This window comes from Rheinheimera sp. ATLC3, assembly GCF_059429535.1.
Window position 1 is genome coordinate 585958 of sequence record NZ_CM182103.1, and the last position, 17255, is coordinate 603212.

General features: G+C 47.9%; 19 protein-coding genes. 13 read left to right on the plus strand and 6 right to left on the minus strand.

Going from position 1 to position 17255, the window contains the following annotated elements:
- Positions 1 to 69: 69 nt before the first annotated feature.
- Entirely contained in the window at positions 70 to 798 is a 729-nt protein-coding gene (locus AC5SV9_RS02735; RefSeq protein ID WP_475151893.1) for an SIMPL domain-containing protein, read from the minus strand.
- Between the two features lie 150 nt (positions 799 to 948).
- On the opposite strand from AC5SV9_RS02735, the gene AC5SV9_RS02740 reads away from it, so the two are divergent.
- Both AC5SV9_RS02740 and AC5SV9_RS02745 read left to right on the plus strand, forming a co-directional pair.
- On the plus strand, positions 949 to 2787 hold the full coding sequence (locus AC5SV9_RS02740; RefSeq protein ID WP_475151896.1) for a M1 family metallopeptidase: 1839 nt from the start codon (positions 949 to 951) through the stop codon (positions 2785 to 2787).
- A gap of 134 nt (positions 2788 to 2921) precedes the next feature.
- Entirely contained in the window at positions 2922 to 3239 is a 318-nt protein-coding gene (locus AC5SV9_RS02745) for a hypothetical protein (RefSeq protein WP_495473530.1), read from the plus strand.
- Between the two features lie 13 nt (positions 3240 to 3252).
- On the opposite strand, the gene AC5SV9_RS02750 is transcribed toward AC5SV9_RS02745, so the two are convergent.
- A complete protein-coding gene (locus AC5SV9_RS02750) occupies positions 3253 to 3894 on the minus strand; it encodes an NAD(P)-dependent oxidoreductase (protein ID WP_495473531.1) in 642 nt (213 codons plus the stop codon).
- Between the two features lie 97 nt (positions 3895 to 3991).
- On the opposite strand from AC5SV9_RS02750, the gene AC5SV9_RS02755 reads away from it, so the two are divergent.
- From AC5SV9_RS02755 to AC5SV9_RS02785, 7 genes are all read left to right on the plus strand, one after another.
- A complete protein-coding gene (locus AC5SV9_RS02755; RefSeq protein WP_475151901.1) occupies positions 3992 to 4888 on the plus strand; it encodes a LysR family transcriptional regulator in 897 nt (298 codons plus the stop codon).
- A 346-nt stretch (positions 4889 to 5234) separates the two neighbouring features.
- A complete protein-coding gene (locus AC5SV9_RS02760; protein ID WP_475151903.1) occupies positions 5235 to 5693 on the plus strand; it encodes a hypothetical protein in 459 nt (152 codons plus the stop codon).
- A gap of 92 nt (positions 5694 to 5785) precedes the next feature.
- On the plus strand, positions 5786 to 6283 hold the full coding sequence (locus tag AC5SV9_RS02765; RefSeq protein ID WP_475151906.1) for a hypothetical protein: 498 nt from the start codon (positions 5786 to 5788) through the stop codon (positions 6281 to 6283).
- Positions 6284 to 6365: 82 nt separating this feature from the next.
- Positions 6366 to 6761 (plus strand): hypothetical protein, encoded by a 396-nt coding sequence (locus AC5SV9_RS02770; RefSeq protein WP_475153364.1) that lies wholly within the window; start codon positions 6366 to 6368, stop codon positions 6759 to 6761.
- Between the two features lie 102 nt (positions 6762 to 6863).
- Positions 6864 to 7478, plus strand: a complete 615-nt coding sequence (locus AC5SV9_RS02775; RefSeq protein WP_475152950.1) for a rhomboid family intramembrane serine protease — start codon at positions 6864 to 6866, stop codon at positions 7476 to 7478.
- A 42-nt stretch (positions 7479 to 7520) separates the two neighbouring features.
- On the plus strand, positions 7521 to 8018 hold the full coding sequence (locus tag AC5SV9_RS02780) for a GNAT family N-acetyltransferase (RefSeq protein ID WP_475152949.1): 498 nt from the start codon (positions 7521 to 7523) through the stop codon (positions 8016 to 8018).
- A gap of 57 nt (positions 8019 to 8075) precedes the next feature.
- Positions 8076 to 8444, plus strand: a complete 369-nt coding sequence (locus tag AC5SV9_RS02785) for an iron chaperone (RefSeq protein ID WP_475152947.1) — start codon at positions 8076 to 8078, stop codon at positions 8442 to 8444.
- Positions 8445 to 8507: 63 nt separating this feature from the next.
- On the opposite strand, the gene AC5SV9_RS02790 is transcribed toward AC5SV9_RS02785, so the two are convergent.
- Together AC5SV9_RS02790 and AC5SV9_RS02795 are read right to left on the minus strand one after the other, a co-directional pair.
- A complete protein-coding gene (locus tag AC5SV9_RS02790; RefSeq protein ID WP_475152945.1) occupies positions 8508 to 8996 on the minus strand; it encodes a nucleoside deaminase in 489 nt (162 codons plus the stop codon).
- Positions 8989 to 9693: an FMN-dependent NADH-azoreductase gene (locus AC5SV9_RS02795; RefSeq protein ID WP_475152943.1), complete on the minus strand. Its 705-nt coding sequence runs from the start codon at positions 9691 to 9693 to the stop codon at positions 8989 to 8991. The genes AC5SV9_RS02790 and AC5SV9_RS02795 overlap by 8 nt, the downstream gene beginning before the upstream one ends.
- A gap of 138 nt (positions 9694 to 9831) precedes the next feature.
- On the opposite strand from AC5SV9_RS02795, the gene AC5SV9_RS02800 reads away from it, so the two are divergent.
- On the plus strand, positions 9832 to 10683 hold the full coding sequence (locus AC5SV9_RS02800; RefSeq protein ID WP_475152941.1) for a LysR family transcriptional regulator: 852 nt from the start codon (positions 9832 to 9834) through the stop codon (positions 10681 to 10683).
- A gap of 105 nt (positions 10684 to 10788) precedes the next feature.
- A complete protein-coding gene (locus AC5SV9_RS02805; RefSeq protein ID WP_475152939.1) occupies positions 10789 to 11586 on the plus strand; it encodes a PhzF family phenazine biosynthesis protein in 798 nt (265 codons plus the stop codon).
- Between the two features lie 21 nt (positions 11587 to 11607).
- On the opposite strand, the gene AC5SV9_RS02810 is transcribed toward AC5SV9_RS02805, so the two are convergent.
- Positions 11608 to 13089, minus strand: coding sequence for an SEL1-like repeat protein (locus tag AC5SV9_RS02810; RefSeq protein WP_475152938.1), 1482 nt, complete (start codon positions 13087 to 13089; stop codon positions 11608 to 11610).
- Positions 13090 to 13448: 359 nt separating this feature from the next.
- Between AC5SV9_RS02810 and AC5SV9_RS02815 the strand changes: the two genes are divergently transcribed.
- Positions 13449 to 15545, plus strand: a complete 2097-nt coding sequence (locus AC5SV9_RS02815) for a TonB-dependent receptor plug domain-containing protein (RefSeq protein ID WP_475152937.1) — start codon at positions 13449 to 13451, stop codon at positions 15543 to 15545.
- Between the two features lie 50 nt (positions 15546 to 15595).
- Here AC5SV9_RS02815 and AC5SV9_RS02820 read toward each other — a convergent pair whose 3' ends face one another.
- Entirely contained in the window at positions 15596 to 16195 is a 600-nt protein-coding gene (locus AC5SV9_RS02820; protein ID WP_475152935.1) for a CGNR zinc finger domain-containing protein, read from the minus strand.
- Between the two features lie 124 nt (positions 16196 to 16319).
- On the opposite strand from AC5SV9_RS02820, the gene AC5SV9_RS02825 reads away from it, so the two are divergent.
- Positions 16320 to 17249, plus strand: coding sequence for an alpha/beta fold hydrolase (locus AC5SV9_RS02825; RefSeq protein WP_475152934.1), 930 nt, complete (start codon positions 16320 to 16322; stop codon positions 17247 to 17249).
- Positions 17250 to 17255 lie beyond the last annotated feature (6 nt).

Consider the following 17255-nt stretch of genomic DNA (forward strand, 5'->3'; position numbering starts at 1 on the left):
CAACAGGGTAGCATTTACCTTACCTGATATAGCCTGCGCAAACGACAGGCTTGAGACAGATAACCGGGATCAGGGTTTAATTTTATAAATCACATTGACGGATTTTTGCAGCGTAATGTGCCTTGGCAGCACCAGGTTTGCACCGCCATCTGCCATTTCTGCTTTGCTGCGCATAGCACCAAAACTGACCACGTTGCCGCTAAAGCCAAAATCACCGGCCAGTTGACCCCAACCGCCGGCTTCGGTTATTGCAAATACCGTGGAAATTTTTACGCCCTGCGCACCGGCCAGCCGGTCTGCCCGACGACGGGCATCTTCACCGGCTTGCTGGCTTAATTTTATTTCCAGCTCTTCGCGTTGGCTGCTGTCAAAACTGCCCTGGATCGAAAACACATTTGGCTGTTTAAACAGATAATCCATCACATCGATATAATGTGTCAGCTGATTTAGCGTAACGGTTATCGGCTGGCTGGCTTCGTAACCGGTGATGGCTCTGTCGTTATAATCTTTGTACAATGCTTCTTTATTAATCTGCGCAGCATCAATATCGGCCTCACTCACGCCCACAGAGGCCAGAAACTGCATTAAATCACGGCCTTGTTTATACACGGCTTCGGTTGCGGCATCTGCACGTTCGGCAGTATGACGGATCATAAACTGAATACGGGCTTTGTCCGGCGCAACGTCCAGCTTGGCTTCACCTGTTACATTAATAAACGGAAAGTCCGGTAGCGGGCTGGCGGCAACACTGCTACTGATAAGTAAAACTGCACTGCTGATACGGGTTGCTAATTTCATAGATACCTCACTGTTAAATTTATTCTGCACCTGGCGTAATGGCTTTATTACAACAGAGCCGGCCTGGCAGAATTGTCAATATTTGTAGCCTTGTGTTCATGCGGGCTTTGCCTTTACACTGCATTTTTGTCTGTTTTTAGGAAAACTCTGATGTCTGCCCCTGTGTTTCCCCTTGCTGCCATGTTGCTTTGCAGCAGCTCTGTGCTTGCCGCAACCGACAGTTACACCTACGCCAATATTGACGATGTTGTCGTTAAACATTTGCACCTGGACCTTAGCGTCGATTTTGCACACAAAGCACTATCCGGCTTTGCCGATTTGCAGCTGAACTGGCTGGATGCAAACAGTACCACCTTGTATCTTGATACCCGCGATCTGCAGATAGACCGCATTTATGCCAAACGTGCCGATGGCAGCTGGCAAAAAGTGCCTTTTACGCTGGGTAAGCGCGACGATGTACTGGGCAGCAAACTCACAGTAAGCCCAAGTTTTCAGGCACAGACAATCCGGGTGTACTACAGCTCGACCGATAAAGCCTCTGGCCTGCAATGGTTAACTCCAGAGCAAACCGCCGGTAAAACTACGCCCTTTATGTTTAGCCAGAACCAGGCTATTCATGCCCGTAGCTGGATCCCGATTCAGGACACCCCGGCTGTGCGCATGACGTACAGCGCCCGCATTCATACCAGCGACGATGTTCTGGCCATTATGAGTGCCAATAATGAACCGGGCATGATTCGTGACGGCGACTATCAGTTCACTATGCCAAAAGCCATTCCGGCTTATTTAATCGCCATCGCCGCAGGCGATTTGCAATTCAAAGCTATGAGTGACCAAACCGGTGTTTATGCAGAGCCTTATATTTTAAATGCCGCAGCAGAAGAATTCGCCAGCACCCAAGCGATGATTGACGCTACTGAAAAGCTGTATGGCGACTACCGCTGGGGCCGTTATGACCTGTTAATGTTACCGCCAAGCTTTCCGTTTGGCGGCATGGAAAACCCTGAACTGTCGTTCATTACACCAACAGTGGTGGCAGGTGATCGCAGCCTGGTCAGCCTGATTGCACACGAGCTGGCACACTCCTGGTCGGGTAATCTGGTAACCAACGCCAGCTGGCGCGATCTTTGGTTAAACGAGGGCTTCACCTCTTATGTTGAAAACCGCATTATGGAGCAGGTATTTGGTGTTGATCGCGCCGTGATGGAACAGGCCTTGTCGGTACAGGGCTTAAAAGAAGAGCTGCAAAGTTTAAGCGCTAACGACAGCGTGTTGCACATTGACCTGCAGGGACGTGACCCGGACGATGCCTTCAGCGGAGTGCCATACACCAAGGGCCAGTTATTCTTAATGTTTTTAGAGCAGAAGTTTGGCCGCGACAAATTTGACCCTTTTGTACGCCAGTACTTTGACGACCACGCTTTTGAAAGCATCACCACCGCCGACTTTGAGCAATACCTGCAGCAGAATTTGCTAAGCAAATACCCGGGCATAGTGTCAAACGACGAAGCCAAAACCTGGATTTACGGTACCGGCTTACCACAGGGCACACCACAGCCACAATCTGATGCATTTAATAAAGTACAACAGCAACTTGATAGCTGGCTGACAGGTGCTGCAAGTTTAGACTCGCTGCCAACGGCTGACTGGACAGTGCATGAGTGGCTGTATTTTATTAATAACCTGCCGCTGTCTATCAGCGCCGAGCAAATGGCGCAGCTTGATGCCGCCTTTAACCTGACACAGTCAACCAATGCGGAGATCGCGCACGCCTGGTACTTGCTGGCGCTGAAAACCGGCTATCAGGAGATCGCCGCACCACTTGAGCGCTACCTGATCAATATCGGCCGGCGCAAACTGATCATTCCTTTGTATAAGCAACTGGCCACAACACCGGAAGGTCTGGCTTTTGCCCGTGCCGTATACGAAAAAGCCCGGCCGGGTTACCATCCTCTGTCGCAGGGTTCAGTTGATGAGCTGTTAAAATAAGCCCGGTAAAACAGCCTTAAAACGGCGGCAGCCCTGGTAACAGTGCTGCCGTTTTTTATCGTCTGGTATACAGCATTGATGTCATTAGGGAGCAACGCAAGCGAATGTCACAACGGGGTGTACGAAAACGCAGCGTGAGTAAGCCAACCGCAGCCGACCAGCATATTCTGCAATTGCATAAGGTGATGGCAGAGAAGCTACTGGCAGAGCCCTGGCGCATCGCTGATGTGCGCCAGCGACTTGAGCAGCGTTATCAGGCCGGGCAAATCAGGCACAGCGGTTATATTCACTGGCACAGTATTCTGGACTGCATTGATGACCCTGTGTTATTTCGCCGTGAGCTGTTGGACAGTGGCGAGCGCATGACAAAGCTGCGCCGGCGCACTGTGCTGGTGGGGATCCTTACCGAAGAAGAACGCAGCGCCGCTTTGCAGGCGGTCACTGCCGGCTAACTGCGCTGACCGTTTAGTAAGCGATGCTAAAGCGCTTGTTCTGATGCTGCGGTTGCTCGGCTTCATTGAGCATCGCAACAGCATAATCGCCGGTGGAAATACGGCTTTTGCCCTCTTTATCTGTCAGCAGGTAATCCTGCCCCAAGCGGTACTGCCCCGTTTTGTCACCGGGAAAAATCTCCGCCGCTGGCGATAAAAAGCTCCAGCTGATATCGCTTTGCTGCTGCAGTTGTTGCAGTACTTCTGCTGCGCCCTCTGCTGTAGCACGATACTCAGCCGGAAAATCCGGGCTATCGAGCAACCGGCTGTCATCGGGCAATTTTAATGTTGCCGCACCGCCCACAACAAGCAAACGTGGTGTGTTAGCTGCAACTGCAGCTTTATACACAGAGTTAAACGCCGCGACATAATAGCCTTTTACATCCTGCTGGGCATGGCCGCTAAAAGCACTGATCACAACCGCTTTATTACTTAACAGTTCAGTTAATGCTGCGGTGTCGTTAATATCCAGCCCGATAACCGTCAAGCCCGGCTGCGGTGTAACACGCTCGGGGCGGCTGACCACAGCCGTAACCTTGTGACCACGGTTTAATGCTTCAGCCGTAATGGCTGAGCCGATAAAACCTGACGCGCCTAAGATAACTAATTCCATCATGTATTCCTCAATTGAAAACCGGCGTTATTATCGCCACTCGATTAACAATGAAAAATGGCCTAATATAAAAATCACTGTTTTAAAAAATAAAACAATCATGCAAAACCAACCCGATTTGAATAGCTTACAACTGGTGCAACGCTTACAGCAGGCCGGTAGTTTTACCGCCGCAGCCGAGCAGCTTGGCTGCAGTAAAACCACACTTAGCCTGCAGTTAAAAGCGTTGGAGCAACAGCTGGGCACAGCACTGTTTCGTCGTACCACACGCCAGCTCAGCTTAACCCGCGCCGGCGAGCAACTGTTGCAAAGCTGTATGCCGCTGCTGGAGCAATTGCAGCAGGCGCTGCAAAGCGTGCAAAGTGGCGACAAGGTACTGCAGGGTAAACTGGTTATCAGCGCGCCCGAAGATTACACCAACCGTAAACTGGCACCGGCGGCAGTTGCCTTTCGTGAGCTACATCCGGCGCTGGAGTTTGAGTTTCGTAGCAGTGATCAGGTAAAAGACGCGGTAAAAGAAAACATCGATTTATCAATACGCATCGGCTGGCTGCGCGACTCTAGCCAGACAGCACGCAAACTGGCTGACTTTGAGCAGTGGCTGCTGGCAGCGCCTACTTACTTGCAGCAGGCAGGCATCCCCACTGCCCCCTCGCAGCTACGCCAGCACGAATTTATCGCCTTTACCGCCCTGCGCCAGCCCCTGACCTGGCAACTTCAGCAGAATACGCAGCAAGTTGAAGTGCAGCTAATCGCCGCCTATAAAAGTAGCTCTACGCAAACCATTACCGCGCTAATGCTGGCGGGTGCCGGCATTGGTGTATTACCCGATTACAGCGCTAAGGATCTGGTGCAGCAAGGTGCGCTGACAAGGGTACTGCCTGAGTGGTCGTTAAGCAGCGGCGGTATTTATGCGGTGTATCCACCAGGGCGCTTCCGCCCGGCTCGGGTAACCGCTTTTGTCGATTTTTTGCAGCAGTATCAGCAGGTGATTTAGCCAGTAACCTGTGACCTTGTAAGCCAGGCGGTTAGCTCTGACTTTAGCGCTAATCATCACCTTTAGTAACAGCGGTGTTTTATGTTGTTATATACAGTGTTATCTGAAAGATGAGACATTTCAGGTCAGATATCCCGTTAACATTGCTCATAAGCTAATTGCTGATTTTATTTACATGCTATAAATTAGGTACTTACGTAGCAGGGTTCAGAAATATAACGCACAGCCCTGGAAATATAATGCATGCTCGTTTTTCCGAAATGCGAAAGTGAAGCGGTTGAAATTACTTTTAATTTACAAAGGCATACTGAAGGTTGTTTCCTCTATTGGAAATGAGGAAACGAGCATGCACAATAATAAAATGTTATACATCCAGGGGGCATTTGTGCCAGATCTAGCATCAATTAGTGCCGCTTTAGCGAGCATAAAAACAGCTACAGAGATTGCTAAGCTGATTAAGGATAGCGGTGCTTCGCTGGAACAAGCCGAGGTAAAGCTACAAATAGCCAATTTAATAAGTAGCCTCGCAGATGCAAAAATTGAGCTGGCAGAACTTCAAACCGAAATGAATCAGCTCAAGGATAAACTGAGCCAAAGGGCTTCAGTCAAATGGGTTAAGCCTTATTATATGATTCAAGCTGGCAACGATATGGAAGGCCCATTTTGCCCAACCTGTTACGATAATAGTGAAAAAATGATAAGACTTCAGGGCTCTGGACACAAAGGGTGGTCTTGCTTCACTTGCAAAGGATTTTTTAAAGACTCTGAATATGTTGAACCACCACCAATAAGGGTTGGCAGGTAAATGTATAACAAGCGCAGTCACAAACGGCCACTTTGTGGCCTGGACCTCAACCGCTGCGCGGGTTTCGGCCTGTGCTGCGAGCGTTATAACTCATGAGCACTGAAGCACTATCAAAGAAGGAAGAAGAGCTGCTGTCAAAAATGCCAACTAAAGGCAGCTTTGAGGAGATGCACAATTTTCTTCTGGAGAACGACCTCTATGAACAATGGAGGTCAGTCTTTGATGAATATGTAGAATTAGCCACTAGTGGTGACAGCGAGGCCCTAAAACGAGCAATATTCTTTCTTTGGTATGAAACGTGTGAGCCTTATCAACTAAGTGGGCTACTTGACCTGAATAGAACTAAAGTAATAAAAACAGTAGAGTGCCTCAATGCTCAATTGGGCAGTGGTGCAACAGACGAAGAGCTAATCTGGATGCTTCCCTACTATTACCAAATTTCTGATTGGTATCTGCCTAAAGAAGCATCGTCCGAATTGATATTGGCTGTAAGCAAAGAAAACATAAATGCTTGGCAAAAAAGCCTAAGTAAGGACAATTTTAATAATAGAGGTCAGCTTGGTGTCTACTGGCAATCTATTCAGTTATAACAAAGCAAGCCAAAATCGCGCCTTCGGCGCTGGACTCGCTAACGCTCGCCTTTGCTTGCGGCGTTAGTGGTCAAGGAGAGCTATGAACCAAGCCATACATTTTAAGACATCAATGTTTGATGTTTCTAAAGAGAGGGATAACCCAATAAATCCGATCTACGGAATATCCCTGCTCGAATGGCTTAGGTCAGAGCTAGATGGAAAGATCGAGATTACTGAGCCAGATGCCGAAGATTGGGGTTGGTATAGTGAGTTAGAGTTCGAAGGTAACAATTACCTGATCGGGGCTTGTGCCTACTTCGAAGAAGGCGATAATCCACAAGAACCAATAGAATGGGTGTTCCAAGTAGATAAATACCGAAGTTTTAAAGAAAAGCTCTTCGGCAAGAACAAAATGACCACTTCAGACAGCTGCTTCGTATTTTTCAAAAAGCTACTAGAAGAAAACCCGAATTTCAAAGAGGTCCAGGTTGCGTAAACCACTAACAAGGCCAAGCACAATCGTGCAATGCAAAAATCGCATTGCACTGGACCTCGCTTCGCTCGGCCTGTGTTGGCGGCGTTAGTTTCAGGAAGAAGCATGAATTCTAATTACAAACCTTTTTTTACTATTGCTATATGCATTTTAACGGTGTGCGTTTCTTTTTTTGTGGCTTACCAGATATCAGGTTCAATACTCGGCAGATCCAGAATTATTTATCTTGCTGACTATGGCGGCCTAACAGTAGAAAGCATCAAAAAATTTGAAATATGGAGATTTATAACTTCACAGTTTGTTCATGTTCATCAGAAGCACATGATATATAACGTTTTATCGATAATGTTTTTAGGCGTTCTTCTGGAACGTAAAATTGGGTTCAAATATACGCTTGCCATTTGGCTATTCGCGGGAGCTATTGGAACTCTGTTTACTACACAATTTGGATCGCCCCCGTGGAATACGGGTACAGGTGCATCGCAAGCCGCATTAGGTTTTGCGGGGTTTGCGCTAGTTTTTTACACGGTAAAGTTTAGACAGCAACACATACTTTTAGGCGCTATCCTCTTTGCTATTTTGCCTGCACTCTATTTAGATATTCAAACGGCAGATTGCCCTAAGCCGGGACATTCATTAAGTTTCATTATTGGTTCCGCTATGGCTGTTTGGTATTTATATAAATCTTATCAAAAAGAATCAGTTACGAATTATGAATGAAGCTGACAAGCTAAAGCGTTATACGCCTCTAGGAATTCGTCAATGATTAGAAAAGCATTGCCAAGCGATTGCTTAAATCTGGCAGCTTTGTCACTTCAGGTTTGGTTACACACCTACGCCCCGCAAGGTATTCGCTCTTCGCTATCACAGTACGCTTTGTCTACGTTTACTGAAGCATACTTCATTAAGTTACTCGAAACAGAGTCGGTTGATATCAGGGTATTCGAACAGGACTCGCACCTTATCGGTTTTATCGTCGCTGACTTAAATTCAACATTTGAAGGATGCTCAGGCTACGAAATCGTCACGCTGTATGTGTCTCCACATTTTCATAGTAAAGGTGTGGGCCGCCAGTTGCTAAAAGAAATAGAAAATGCACATGGCTTGCCTTATTGGTTATCTGCTTGGGTTAATAACCACGATGCTATTGGCTTTTACCATAAATTAGGCTTTAACATTATTGGCGAGCTTACTTTCAACCTCGAAGGTGAGTTGCACCGAAACCATGTGTTTGCGTACACCGACACTTCATGCGGCTGAGAACAGCCAGCTAACCAGATAATTCGAGGGTTTAGCAAAAAAGGAGCGTAACTAAATATGCAGAAACAGACTTACCAAAGCGTAGATGAATACATTGCCGACCAGCCAAAAGAGGTAGCCGCGGCGCTGGAGCAAGTTAGGGCCCTGATCCTTAAGGCGCTGCCAAACACCGAACAGCTGCTGAACTACAACATACCCGCTTTTACGCTGACTGCTGGCGGTAAGCGCGAGCAACAAATCATGATCGCAGGTTACGCCAGGCATATTGGGTTTTATCCCCACCCCACTACCATAGAAGCCTTTGCTGATGAGTTAGTCGATTATAAATATGCGAAGGGCTCGGTGCAGTTTCCGCTTAACAAAGCCATGCCTGAAGATTTGATAATGCGAATGGTACTGTGGCGAAAACAGCATCTTAATGCATAAAAACAGGCACCCGCCGGATGCCTGTTACCGTTGTACGGTGAGATATGGATTAATTAAGCTTTACTACAAGCCAATATCTTCCATCCGAACCTGGCTGAGCTTAAACGGCAGGCTTGTTCTGTCGCTGTCTAACTTCAGCACCGTTAGCTGCCCCAGTGAATTGCTGTTTAGAAGCTCGTAAGTCCACAGATAGTCAAACCCATGCGCTTTGGCTTCATGCCTGTTAGCTAAGATAACCAACCGGCTTATTTTCGCCAGCAGAATGGCCATATAGCACAGTGCGCAAGGTTCGCCTGATGCAATTAATGTTGCCCCCTGCAACGAGATGCTTTGCTCGTGTTGTGACGCATGCCGTATTGCCTGAATTTCAGCATGTGCGGTGCAATCAAGCTGTGCGGCTACCTGATTTACGCCTTCGCCGATAACCTGCCCCTGCTGATTAATAATCACAGCGGAAAACGGCAAACCACCGGCTTTTACATTATTGATTGCCAAATCAATGGCCCGCTCTGCCCACTTAATATCCGCTTGCGTCAGCTTAGCATTACCCATTAGCAGCCTCCGGTTGCAGCGATGTTGCTGCGGCAGTATCTGCCAGTTCTGCTGCCAGCGTTTCTGCAAGGCTTAGTGCATTGCTAACCGAGGTTCTGTGCCGATCATCGCCAAACTCCTGATACTCGGCGGCTATTTCATAGATTGTCTCTGCCCCCAGGTATTTACTCAGCGTGCGCAGGTGCGGTTGTAAATGGCTGGCACTCTGCCGTATACCGCCTTTTTCAAAACCGAATTCACCACTGGAGGTAATGGTAATCAGCGTTTTACCTGACAATAAGGGTTGCAGCGGAAAGTCGCCGCGGGCCAGGTCAAAATCAAAGGTTTTGTTAATACGCACCACTTGATCGAACCAGGATTTTAACTGCGCCGGCATACCGTAGTTATACATAGGCGTAGAAATAACAATAATATCCGCCTTGGCGACTTCGGCAATTAACCTGTCTGACAGCGCCAAAATATCGTGCTGCGCCGGGGTTCTTTTCTGTTCAGGTGTGAACACGGCGCCTATCCAGTCCTGGGTAATAAAACCCGGCGGGTTCATACCAACATCACGATAAATATACTCATCTGTATGGCGCTTTTCACGCCAGGTATTGATAAACCGCAGCGCGATATTTTTCGAAATAGAATTATGGTTTGGGTTCGGGTTAGTAATAGCTCTTACGCTGGAATCTATGTGCAATATAGTGCTCATTTGTAATACCTCTGGTAGTTGATAACGAACGTAATCTTGTCGCTATCAGTGGTTAATCACAAACGAGAAAAACACATTAACAGGTGAGTTTAAATCATCTATAGTAGCGCTAAGCCGCCCCAGTTCAGGAGAGCACAATTGCAGGTATCGTTACAGGCATTAAAAGCATTTGAGGCTGCGGCGCGCCAGGGGAGCTTTAAACTGGCAGCAGAAGAGCTGTCACTTACCCCGACGGCAGTGTCGCATCACATCAGCAATCTGGAAAACCGGTTAAATGTTAATCTTTTTCATCGGCAAACAAGGCAGATAGTACTGACCGAGCCAGGCAAAATTCTGGCCCGGGCCACCTCTGACGGTTTTCGAAAAATTGAGCACGCGCTGGCAGAACTAAAAACCGCTGGTAGCGTGCTGAAAGTAACCACAACATCATCATTCGCCGCTATGTTGCTGATACCAGCCCTGCAGGAGTTCTCGCACGCTTATCCGGATATTGCAGTTGAAGTAGCAACAGGTGAAGCCATAGATAACCACCCCTTTATCATCCCAATTCGCTACGGCGATGTCACAACCGCTGCGCCTGACGATATCATCGGCCATGAGCAGTTCGATGTATTTGGCCGCCACGGCATGCAGCCGCCTTGCTGGTCGGCCAAACCTGTTACCCTCTATACCACGGAGTGGAAAAATACCGCCTTGCCCCAGGCCCCGTTGACAGCCTGGCTGGCCGCAAACGGTATAGATGGCAAAAACATTATTGTGAAAAAATTTGACCAGGAGCTGTTCGGTATACAGCAGGCGATGGCAGAAAACGCACTGGTATTTTGCTCTACTACCCTGACCAGGCGGCTACTAAAAATGAACCTCTTGCAGCAGTTTGGCACCCGGCCTGTTGCGTCAGACTTGTGCTACTACGTACCTGATAAACCAGGTTTTGACAGCAGAAATAGCCATACCTTTTTAAAATGGCTTGAAACAGTTCTGAACGGCTAAAGTCATTACGGTGCCGGTACAATAAATGACAGCGGAAAATCTATACCCTGCAGTGCCCATAGCGTTGGCAATAAGGCCTGTACCATTCTTAATCAGGAAGCATTAATGGACGTAAATATTTATCAGGTTGACGCCTTTACCAATACAGTATTTAAGGGCAACCCTGCCGCGGTGTGTATTACAGAGCAAGGCCTTGACGAAAGCATGATGCAGGCGATTGCCGCTGAAATGGCGGTGTCTGAAACCGCTTTTTTGGCGCTGGATACCATGCGGCTGCGCTGGTTTACACCGGAGGTAGAAGTACGTTTGTGCGGCCACGGCACCCTGGCAACAGCGCATATTTTAAGGCAGTTAGGCCATTATAGCCGCGGCGACAGCATTGCCTTTCATACCCTGTCCGGTGTACTAACCGCAGAGTTAGACCACTATTGCATCCATATCGTCCTGCCTGCGCCTGAGCTGAATATGAGCGCTGAAATGAACTCGGAGCTACTGCAGCTATTAGGCATAGCCCAACAGCATATCGTAGATTACGCCAGCTTTGACAATAAACAACTGATCGTCATTGATAGTGAAGAACAGCTGATGCAGCTTAAGCCGGATTTTAGCGGCATGGCCAAATTAGCAGGCCGTGGCGTACTGGTTACAGCTAAAGCGGCAACGGTAGATGTAGTATCGCGCTATTTTGCGCCCTGGGTTGGCGTAAATGAAGACCCGGTAACCGGCTCGGCGCATTGTGCTTTGGCAGTGTACTGGGCAGAAAAGCTTAACAAAACCCGGCTACAGGCGTTTCAATGCTCGCGCCGTGGTGGTTTTGTTGATGTCGAGTTGTTGCAAAGCGGTGCAGTTAAACTAACAGGCCAGGCTGTTACGGTATTGCAAGGCAAAATGACCATTGCCTGAGCAACAGCCTTTTGTACAAACTTAGCCACACGCTTTCAGGTTTCGGCTTAAGCCAATCTCTTTTTGCTGCTCACGTGCAATATTGCTGCCCAGTTCTGCAGCTTTTTTCAGCCAGGCCAGCCCTTCCATTTTTCTATTCTGGCAATACAGTACTCTGCCGAGAAGTGCTGCAGCTTCGATATGGCTCTGTTTGGCGGCCAGCTCTAAAAAGAACTCTGCCTTCTCGCTATTACGCTTTGTCAGTATTTTAAATACCTTATAAGACGCCTCAGCGTTTTGAAACTTAACAGCCATAACGTTTAGAATGTCCGCCGCTTTGTCTTCATCAATATCAACCTGAATACTACCTGTGTAGTACCCTGTATTCGGATAGCGTTCATTAAAGTCATGGATATTATAGTGAAACTCAGCGTTCTCAACGGCATACAATAGATTATCTAACTCATCGAATGACAAGGAATCAAGGTCAGCCAGTTGTCTACGATAGCGTTGCACGATATCACTTTGAGTAATGATGTTATTGGCTGCCGTTACCAGCTCAGCCGCCCCGGCTATTTTTGCGGAAGCAAGCTGTTTTGAGAATACTATTGCTTGTTGTTTAAACGCTTCAGCTCTTAGGTGTTGCTCAAGGGAAGAATAGATAGCTAGTTCTTTTTCAACTGCAGGGCGATGACCAAGTAACGCCGCTTTATGCCGCCAATATCTGGCGTCATTTTCATATTTATCGCTGCCGGAGAGCTGCTTAGCATCCGGCCCTCGACGATACGCTTCATCAACAATTGACCACCAAAGAATTTGAAACTGTGCATCACCCGATTCTGCTTTAGTCCGTATTAGCACGGCTTCTTTTGTTGGTGAGTAATAGGATCCAAACTTGTGATTTGATGCCGGATGTCCGCCAGCGAACCAATTGCCAATCGAGCCAGCTTTACCTACAGCACATTTTTCAGCGATGGATGAGTAGTCGCCCTGCTCAATGGTCTTCAGACAAGCATTATCAGGCAACATAAAATACAAATATGCCAACGTAGGCAGTAATAGCAACACCAGCAAAGGTTGTACTACTTTGCCAAAGCCAGATGTTTCCTCAAGCTGAAAAGGCTTAATTGAATGTTCACTGATAGCTTGCCATTCGAGCTCTGTCAGAGACTTTTTACTTGTTAAAAATACTACTCCAAATGGTATCGGTGCAACCAGAAACCAAATCACTTTAGCTTGCAACAGAATTCCTAAAGCAATGTATGCCAACCCAATGACCAACATTACCGGAATTCGGGCAGCCGGAGAAAATAAACGCCCTACATATCTTGCAAAAAGCCCGGCGATAGTTGGAAACACTAAGCAGGCAGAAATTAGATTCAGAACGAAATATTGCCCGAACAGGATCACAATCAGTGTTGCTGGAGCTAATCCAATAATAGAAGCAAGAAGAGCTAATATTGGTCTCTCTTGCTGAACAAGGCGGATATAAGCTTGTTCCATTTCTGGTCTTTCATACTTCATTGCAGGATTTGCTCTCAAAAAAATTCAATATCAATTTGCGGAACACGCTTACTAAGATTAAGCAAAAAAGAAAAGCTAATATCTCCTTAAAAGACAACAAATTTCGTGGTAACGACCAGCCCACTTAGAAAGCACGACGCACGTCAAAGGTGGTATGGAATATACCTAAAACACATAACTAAACTGAACAACTGTATTTTCTGACTGTACCCTAATATTTAGATGCTGCCAACGTTATGCCTTAGCGGTACTAGCTCGCTGTGGTCACCGATGCGCCACAGCTGCGGCAATTTGTCACAGCGGCTTAAGGCTATGTATTTATTACAATAGCATCCTGATGTTATGTTTAGGATGCTGTTATGCAAACCCAGTCTGTTTTCTTTTTAGGCCAAAGTGGCCGCTGCTTTCGTTATTCAGCCTTAAGCGCGATGATTTTGTCCTGCTGTTCGGCTTACGCCGATGCGCCACTTGAAATTATTGAAGTGAAAGGCCTGAGCTGGCCAAAAACAGCCGCTCAGGATACTTACCAGCAACTGCAAAGTGCAGGGGTGGATTTTTCTGCCGCAGGCGGTGTGTCGGCGTTGCCGGTATTAAATGGCATGATGGGCGGGCGCATTAAAGTACTGATTGATGGCAGTGATATCAGCGCTGCCTGCGCCAATGAAATGAACCCGCCTCTGTCTTATATTTCTGCTAATCAAATAAACCAGGTTAATGTGGTAGCCGGCATATCACCGGTAAGTATGGGCAGCGACAATATTGCCGGTGTTATCAGCATTAACAGTATTAATCCGACATTTTCAGATACATCAACGCTGTCGCATCACAAAAGCTACATTGGCACTGACTATCGCAGCAATGGCGACATTTTTAAAACCAGTGCCGGTACAGAGTTTTCGGCAAAAAATGTCAGCCTGAAATACGATGGCGCCTTTGAAGATGCCAACAGTTACCATGATGGTAATGGTGCAAAAGTACCGGATACGTTATACCGGGCGCAAAACCACCAACTGACCGCTGCCTGGAAAGATAGTACACAACAACTGGCGGTTAAATTAAGCCATCAGCACATTCCGTTTCAGGGTTTTGCCAACCAGTATATGGATATGACCGACAACACCAGCTACGGCATCACGTTGCAATACCAGCGCACATTAGCAGAGGGTGATTTACTGGCCAGGCTGAACTGGCATGGCATTAAACATAAAATGGGATTCTTTACTGACGAAAAGCCCGGCACCATGCCAATGCTGACAGATAGCGATGACTACAGTTACCAGCTGCATTGGAGCAAACCCCTGACCAAACACAGTACGCTGAAGTTGGGACACGAGTTTTATCAGCTTACGCTGGATGACATCTGGCCTGCGGTAGCGGATTCAATGATGATGGGGCCAAATGACTACATCAATATTAATGACGGCAAGCGCCGCCGCATCGCTGCTTTTACTGAGCTTAGCCAACAAGTTACAGAGCAGTTGGAGCTTAATTATGGTATCCGGCTGGAACAGGTTACTACCAATACCGGCGATGTGCAGGCATACAACAATATGACGATGGGCATGATGGCGGCAGATGCAATTGCCGCGCAAGCGTTTAACCTGCGCGATCGCAAACAGCAAGATACCCTGACTGACATCACCTTTGTCGCCAGTTATCAGCCAGGCAGCAACCAGCTATTACAATTTGGTCTGGCGCAGAAAAACCGTGCGCCAAACCTATACGAGCGTTACAGCTGGGGCCAGGGGACTATGGCCATCACCATGATAGGCTGGTTTGGTGATGCTAACGGCTACATAGGCGATATAGCATTAAAACCAGAAACAGCCCGTACCTTAAGCGTTAGCTATCAGTACAGTAATGATAACTGGCAATTTCAGCTTCGGCCATTTTACACCCGTGTCAGCGATTATATCGACGTTGAATTAGCAGGCAGTTTTAACAGCGCAGAGATGAGCCGCAACCGGCTGCAATTTACTAACCTTGACGCCACTCTGTACGGTGCAGAAGCCAGCGCATTGTGGCTGTTAAGTGACACGCAGTCAGCCGGGCAATGGCGATTACTGGGCGGGTTAAACCTGAACCGCGGTAAACGGGATGACAGTAACGAGCCGTTGTACCAGCAACGCCCTCTGCATAGCTCTGTTAGCGTGCAGCATCAGCAAGGGGCCTGGCAAACACAACTGACGTGGCAATGGCAGGACAGCAAACGCCGGGTCGATCCGCGCCGGCTGGAAAATACAACCGGCAGTTATGCTGTGCTCGATATCAGCACCCAGTGGCAACATAGCAACCTTACGTTGAACCTGGGTGTCAGTAACCTGCTGGATAAAGATTATGATCTGCCACTGGGCGGCGTTAATATTGCTCAGTACCGGCTGGATAACAGCAACGGTTTTATGCCCATTAAAGCTGCAGGCCGCTCTGTTAACGCCGGGCTGCGCTATAACTTCTGATACCGGTGAGTAGCTACAGCCTTCACCTGGCAACGAAGGCTGTATCGCCGCTAACTGCTGCTTCTTTTTCTGAACTGCGCAGCTTTATAGCGGTTGCCACATAGCGCCATACTGCACCAGCGGCGTTTATGCGCCTTGGTGCGATCATAAAACCACAAGATACAGTCCGGGTGTTCACATTGTTTTACCAGCGTCGCATCTCCTTCAACCAGCAACTGCGCTACGGCTTCAGCCACAGGCCCAAGCAAGGATGCGATGGTTCCGCCACTGGCGACCCGATTAAGTGTTAGTGTGTTGCTTTCACTGTTGTACTGCAAATGCAGCACACTATGGTAGGCATGCAGATATTCATTCAGGCCGCTGACGTCCCGCACTGTACCCGACCTGAACTCATTGATCAGACGCTGCGCCAGTAAGCGCAGTGCTTTGGCCTGCGTCAGCAACTCCCCTGCTTTGAAAGCCCCGCCGCCGGCAGCAGGTGTAATATCGTATCTGGCCAGCCAGTGCAGCACATCGGCGTCACTGTGCCAGTATTCCACCGCACTGCCATTATCAATAGCCTGGGTATTTAGCAAATCCATAGCCAGATGATCTCCCAGCATGGGTGCATCACTTAGGTTGTTATCGCTTTTAATTTCACTGATCTGCATACAGTAACCCTTAAAAATAAATTTGACAGGTTACCAAAGATCAGTAACACTGCACTCAAGTAACCATTTAAATTGAATTATACAGGTTACAAAATATCATTCCAATCACTTTTACGGAGTAATCATGAACACCACAAAACTACTTGCAGCTTCTGCCCTGGCTGCATCTTTATCAGTACAGAGTGCGGATTATCCGCCTGCTGTGCATCACCACACGCTGGATATTCAGGATGTTAAACTATTCTACCGTGAGGCGGGTCCCGCCGAGGCGCCAACAGTATTACTATTACACGGCTTTGCAGCATCCTCGTATATGTTCAGAGATCTGATGCCGCAACTGGCAACTAAGTTCCATGTCATTGCACCTGATTTGCCGGGCTTTGGCCAGACAACAGTACAAAATACAGAGTTCCGCTACACTTTTGATAACCTGTCAGCCATTATCGACGCCTTCACTGTGGCAAAGGGTCTGAAACAATATGCAATCTACGTGTTTGACTACGGTGCACCGGTTGGCTGGCGTTTGGCCGTAAATAACTCGGAAAAGATAACGGCGATAGTCAGCCAGAACGGCAATGCCTACGAAGAAGGCTTAAGCGATGGCTGGGCCGATATGCGTAAAGCCTGGGCTGAGCCAACTGCAGAGAACCGGGCGGCACTGCGCCACTTCAACACTGCAGATATGATCAAATGGCAGTATCTTGAAGGCGTATCAGACACATCGCTGATAGCCCCCGAAACTTACCAGCTGGCTTATGCGGCGATAGATCGCATCGGCGTTGAACCACAAGTCGATTTACTGGTTGACTATGGTCAGAACATTAAGCAGTACAACCAGTTGCACGACTATTTCCGCCGCTATCAGCCGCCGTTGCTGGCGATCTGGGGTGATAAAGATCCATTCTTTTTACCGGCCGGTGCCCACGCTTTTAAGCGTGATAACCCCAAAGCAGAAGTACGTTTTGTCGACAGTGGCCACTTTGCTATCGAAACGCATGGCAACGATATTGCACAGGCAATGCTGGCATTTTTACAACAAAACCTGAAGCACTAGCCTGGC

Excerpts from the sequence above, each read along its gene's own strand:
- AC5SV9_RS02735 (WP_475151893.1), bottom strand. The coding sequence starts at position 798 with ATGAAATTAGCAACCCGTATCAGCAGTGCAGTTTTACTTATCAGTAGC.
- AC5SV9_RS02740 (WP_475151896.1), top strand. The coding sequence starts at position 949 with ATGTCTGCCCCTGTGTTTCCCCTTGCTGCCATGTTGCTTTGCAGCAGC.
- AC5SV9_RS02750 (WP_495473531.1), bottom strand. The coding sequence starts at position 3,894 with ATGATGGAATTAGTTATCTTAGGCGCGTCAGGTTTTATCGGCTCAGCC.
- AC5SV9_RS02755 (WP_475151901.1), top strand. The coding sequence starts at position 3,992 with ATGCAAAACCAACCCGATTTGAATAGCTTACAACTGGTGCAACGCTTA.
- AC5SV9_RS02760 (WP_475151903.1), top strand. The coding sequence starts at position 5,235 with ATGCACAATAATAAAATGTTATACATCCAGGGGGCATTTGTGCCAGAT.
- AC5SV9_RS02765 (WP_475151906.1), top strand. The coding sequence starts at position 5,786 with ATGAGCACTGAAGCACTATCAAAGAAGGAAGAAGAGCTGCTGTCAAAA.
- AC5SV9_RS02770 (WP_475153364.1), top strand. The coding sequence starts at position 6,366 with ATGAACCAAGCCATACATTTTAAGACATCAATGTTTGATGTTTCTAAA.
- AC5SV9_RS02775 (WP_475152950.1), top strand. The coding sequence starts at position 6,864 with ATGAATTCTAATTACAAACCTTTTTTTACTATTGCTATATGCATTTTA.
- AC5SV9_RS02780 (WP_475152949.1), top strand. The coding sequence starts at position 7,521 with ATGATTAGAAAAGCATTGCCAAGCGATTGCTTAAATCTGGCAGCTTTG.
- AC5SV9_RS02785 (WP_475152947.1), top strand. The coding sequence starts at position 8,076 with ATGCAGAAACAGACTTACCAAAGCGTAGATGAATACATTGCCGACCAG.
- AC5SV9_RS02790 (WP_475152945.1), bottom strand. The coding sequence starts at position 8,996 with ATGGGTAATGCTAAGCTGACGCAAGCGGATATTAAGTGGGCAGAGCGG.
- AC5SV9_RS02795 (WP_475152943.1), bottom strand. The coding sequence starts at position 9,693 with ATGAGCACTATATTGCACATAGATTCCAGCGTAAGAGCTATTACTAAC.
- AC5SV9_RS02805 (WP_475152939.1), top strand. The coding sequence starts at position 10,789 with ATGGACGTAAATATTTATCAGGTTGACGCCTTTACCAATACAGTATTT.
- AC5SV9_RS02810 (WP_475152938.1), bottom strand. The coding sequence starts at position 13,089 with ATGAAGTATGAAAGACCAGAAATGGAACAAGCTTATATCCGCCTTGTT.
- AC5SV9_RS02815 (WP_475152937.1), top strand. The coding sequence starts at position 13,449 with ATGCAAACCCAGTCTGTTTTCTTTTTAGGCCAAAGTGGCCGCTGCTTT.
- AC5SV9_RS02820 (WP_475152935.1), bottom strand. The coding sequence starts at position 16,195 with ATGCAGATCAGTGAAATTAAAAGCGATAACAACCTAAGTGATGCACCC.
- AC5SV9_RS02825 (WP_475152934.1), top strand. The coding sequence starts at position 16,320 with ATGAACACCACAAAACTACTTGCAGCTTCTGCCCTGGCTGCATCTTTA.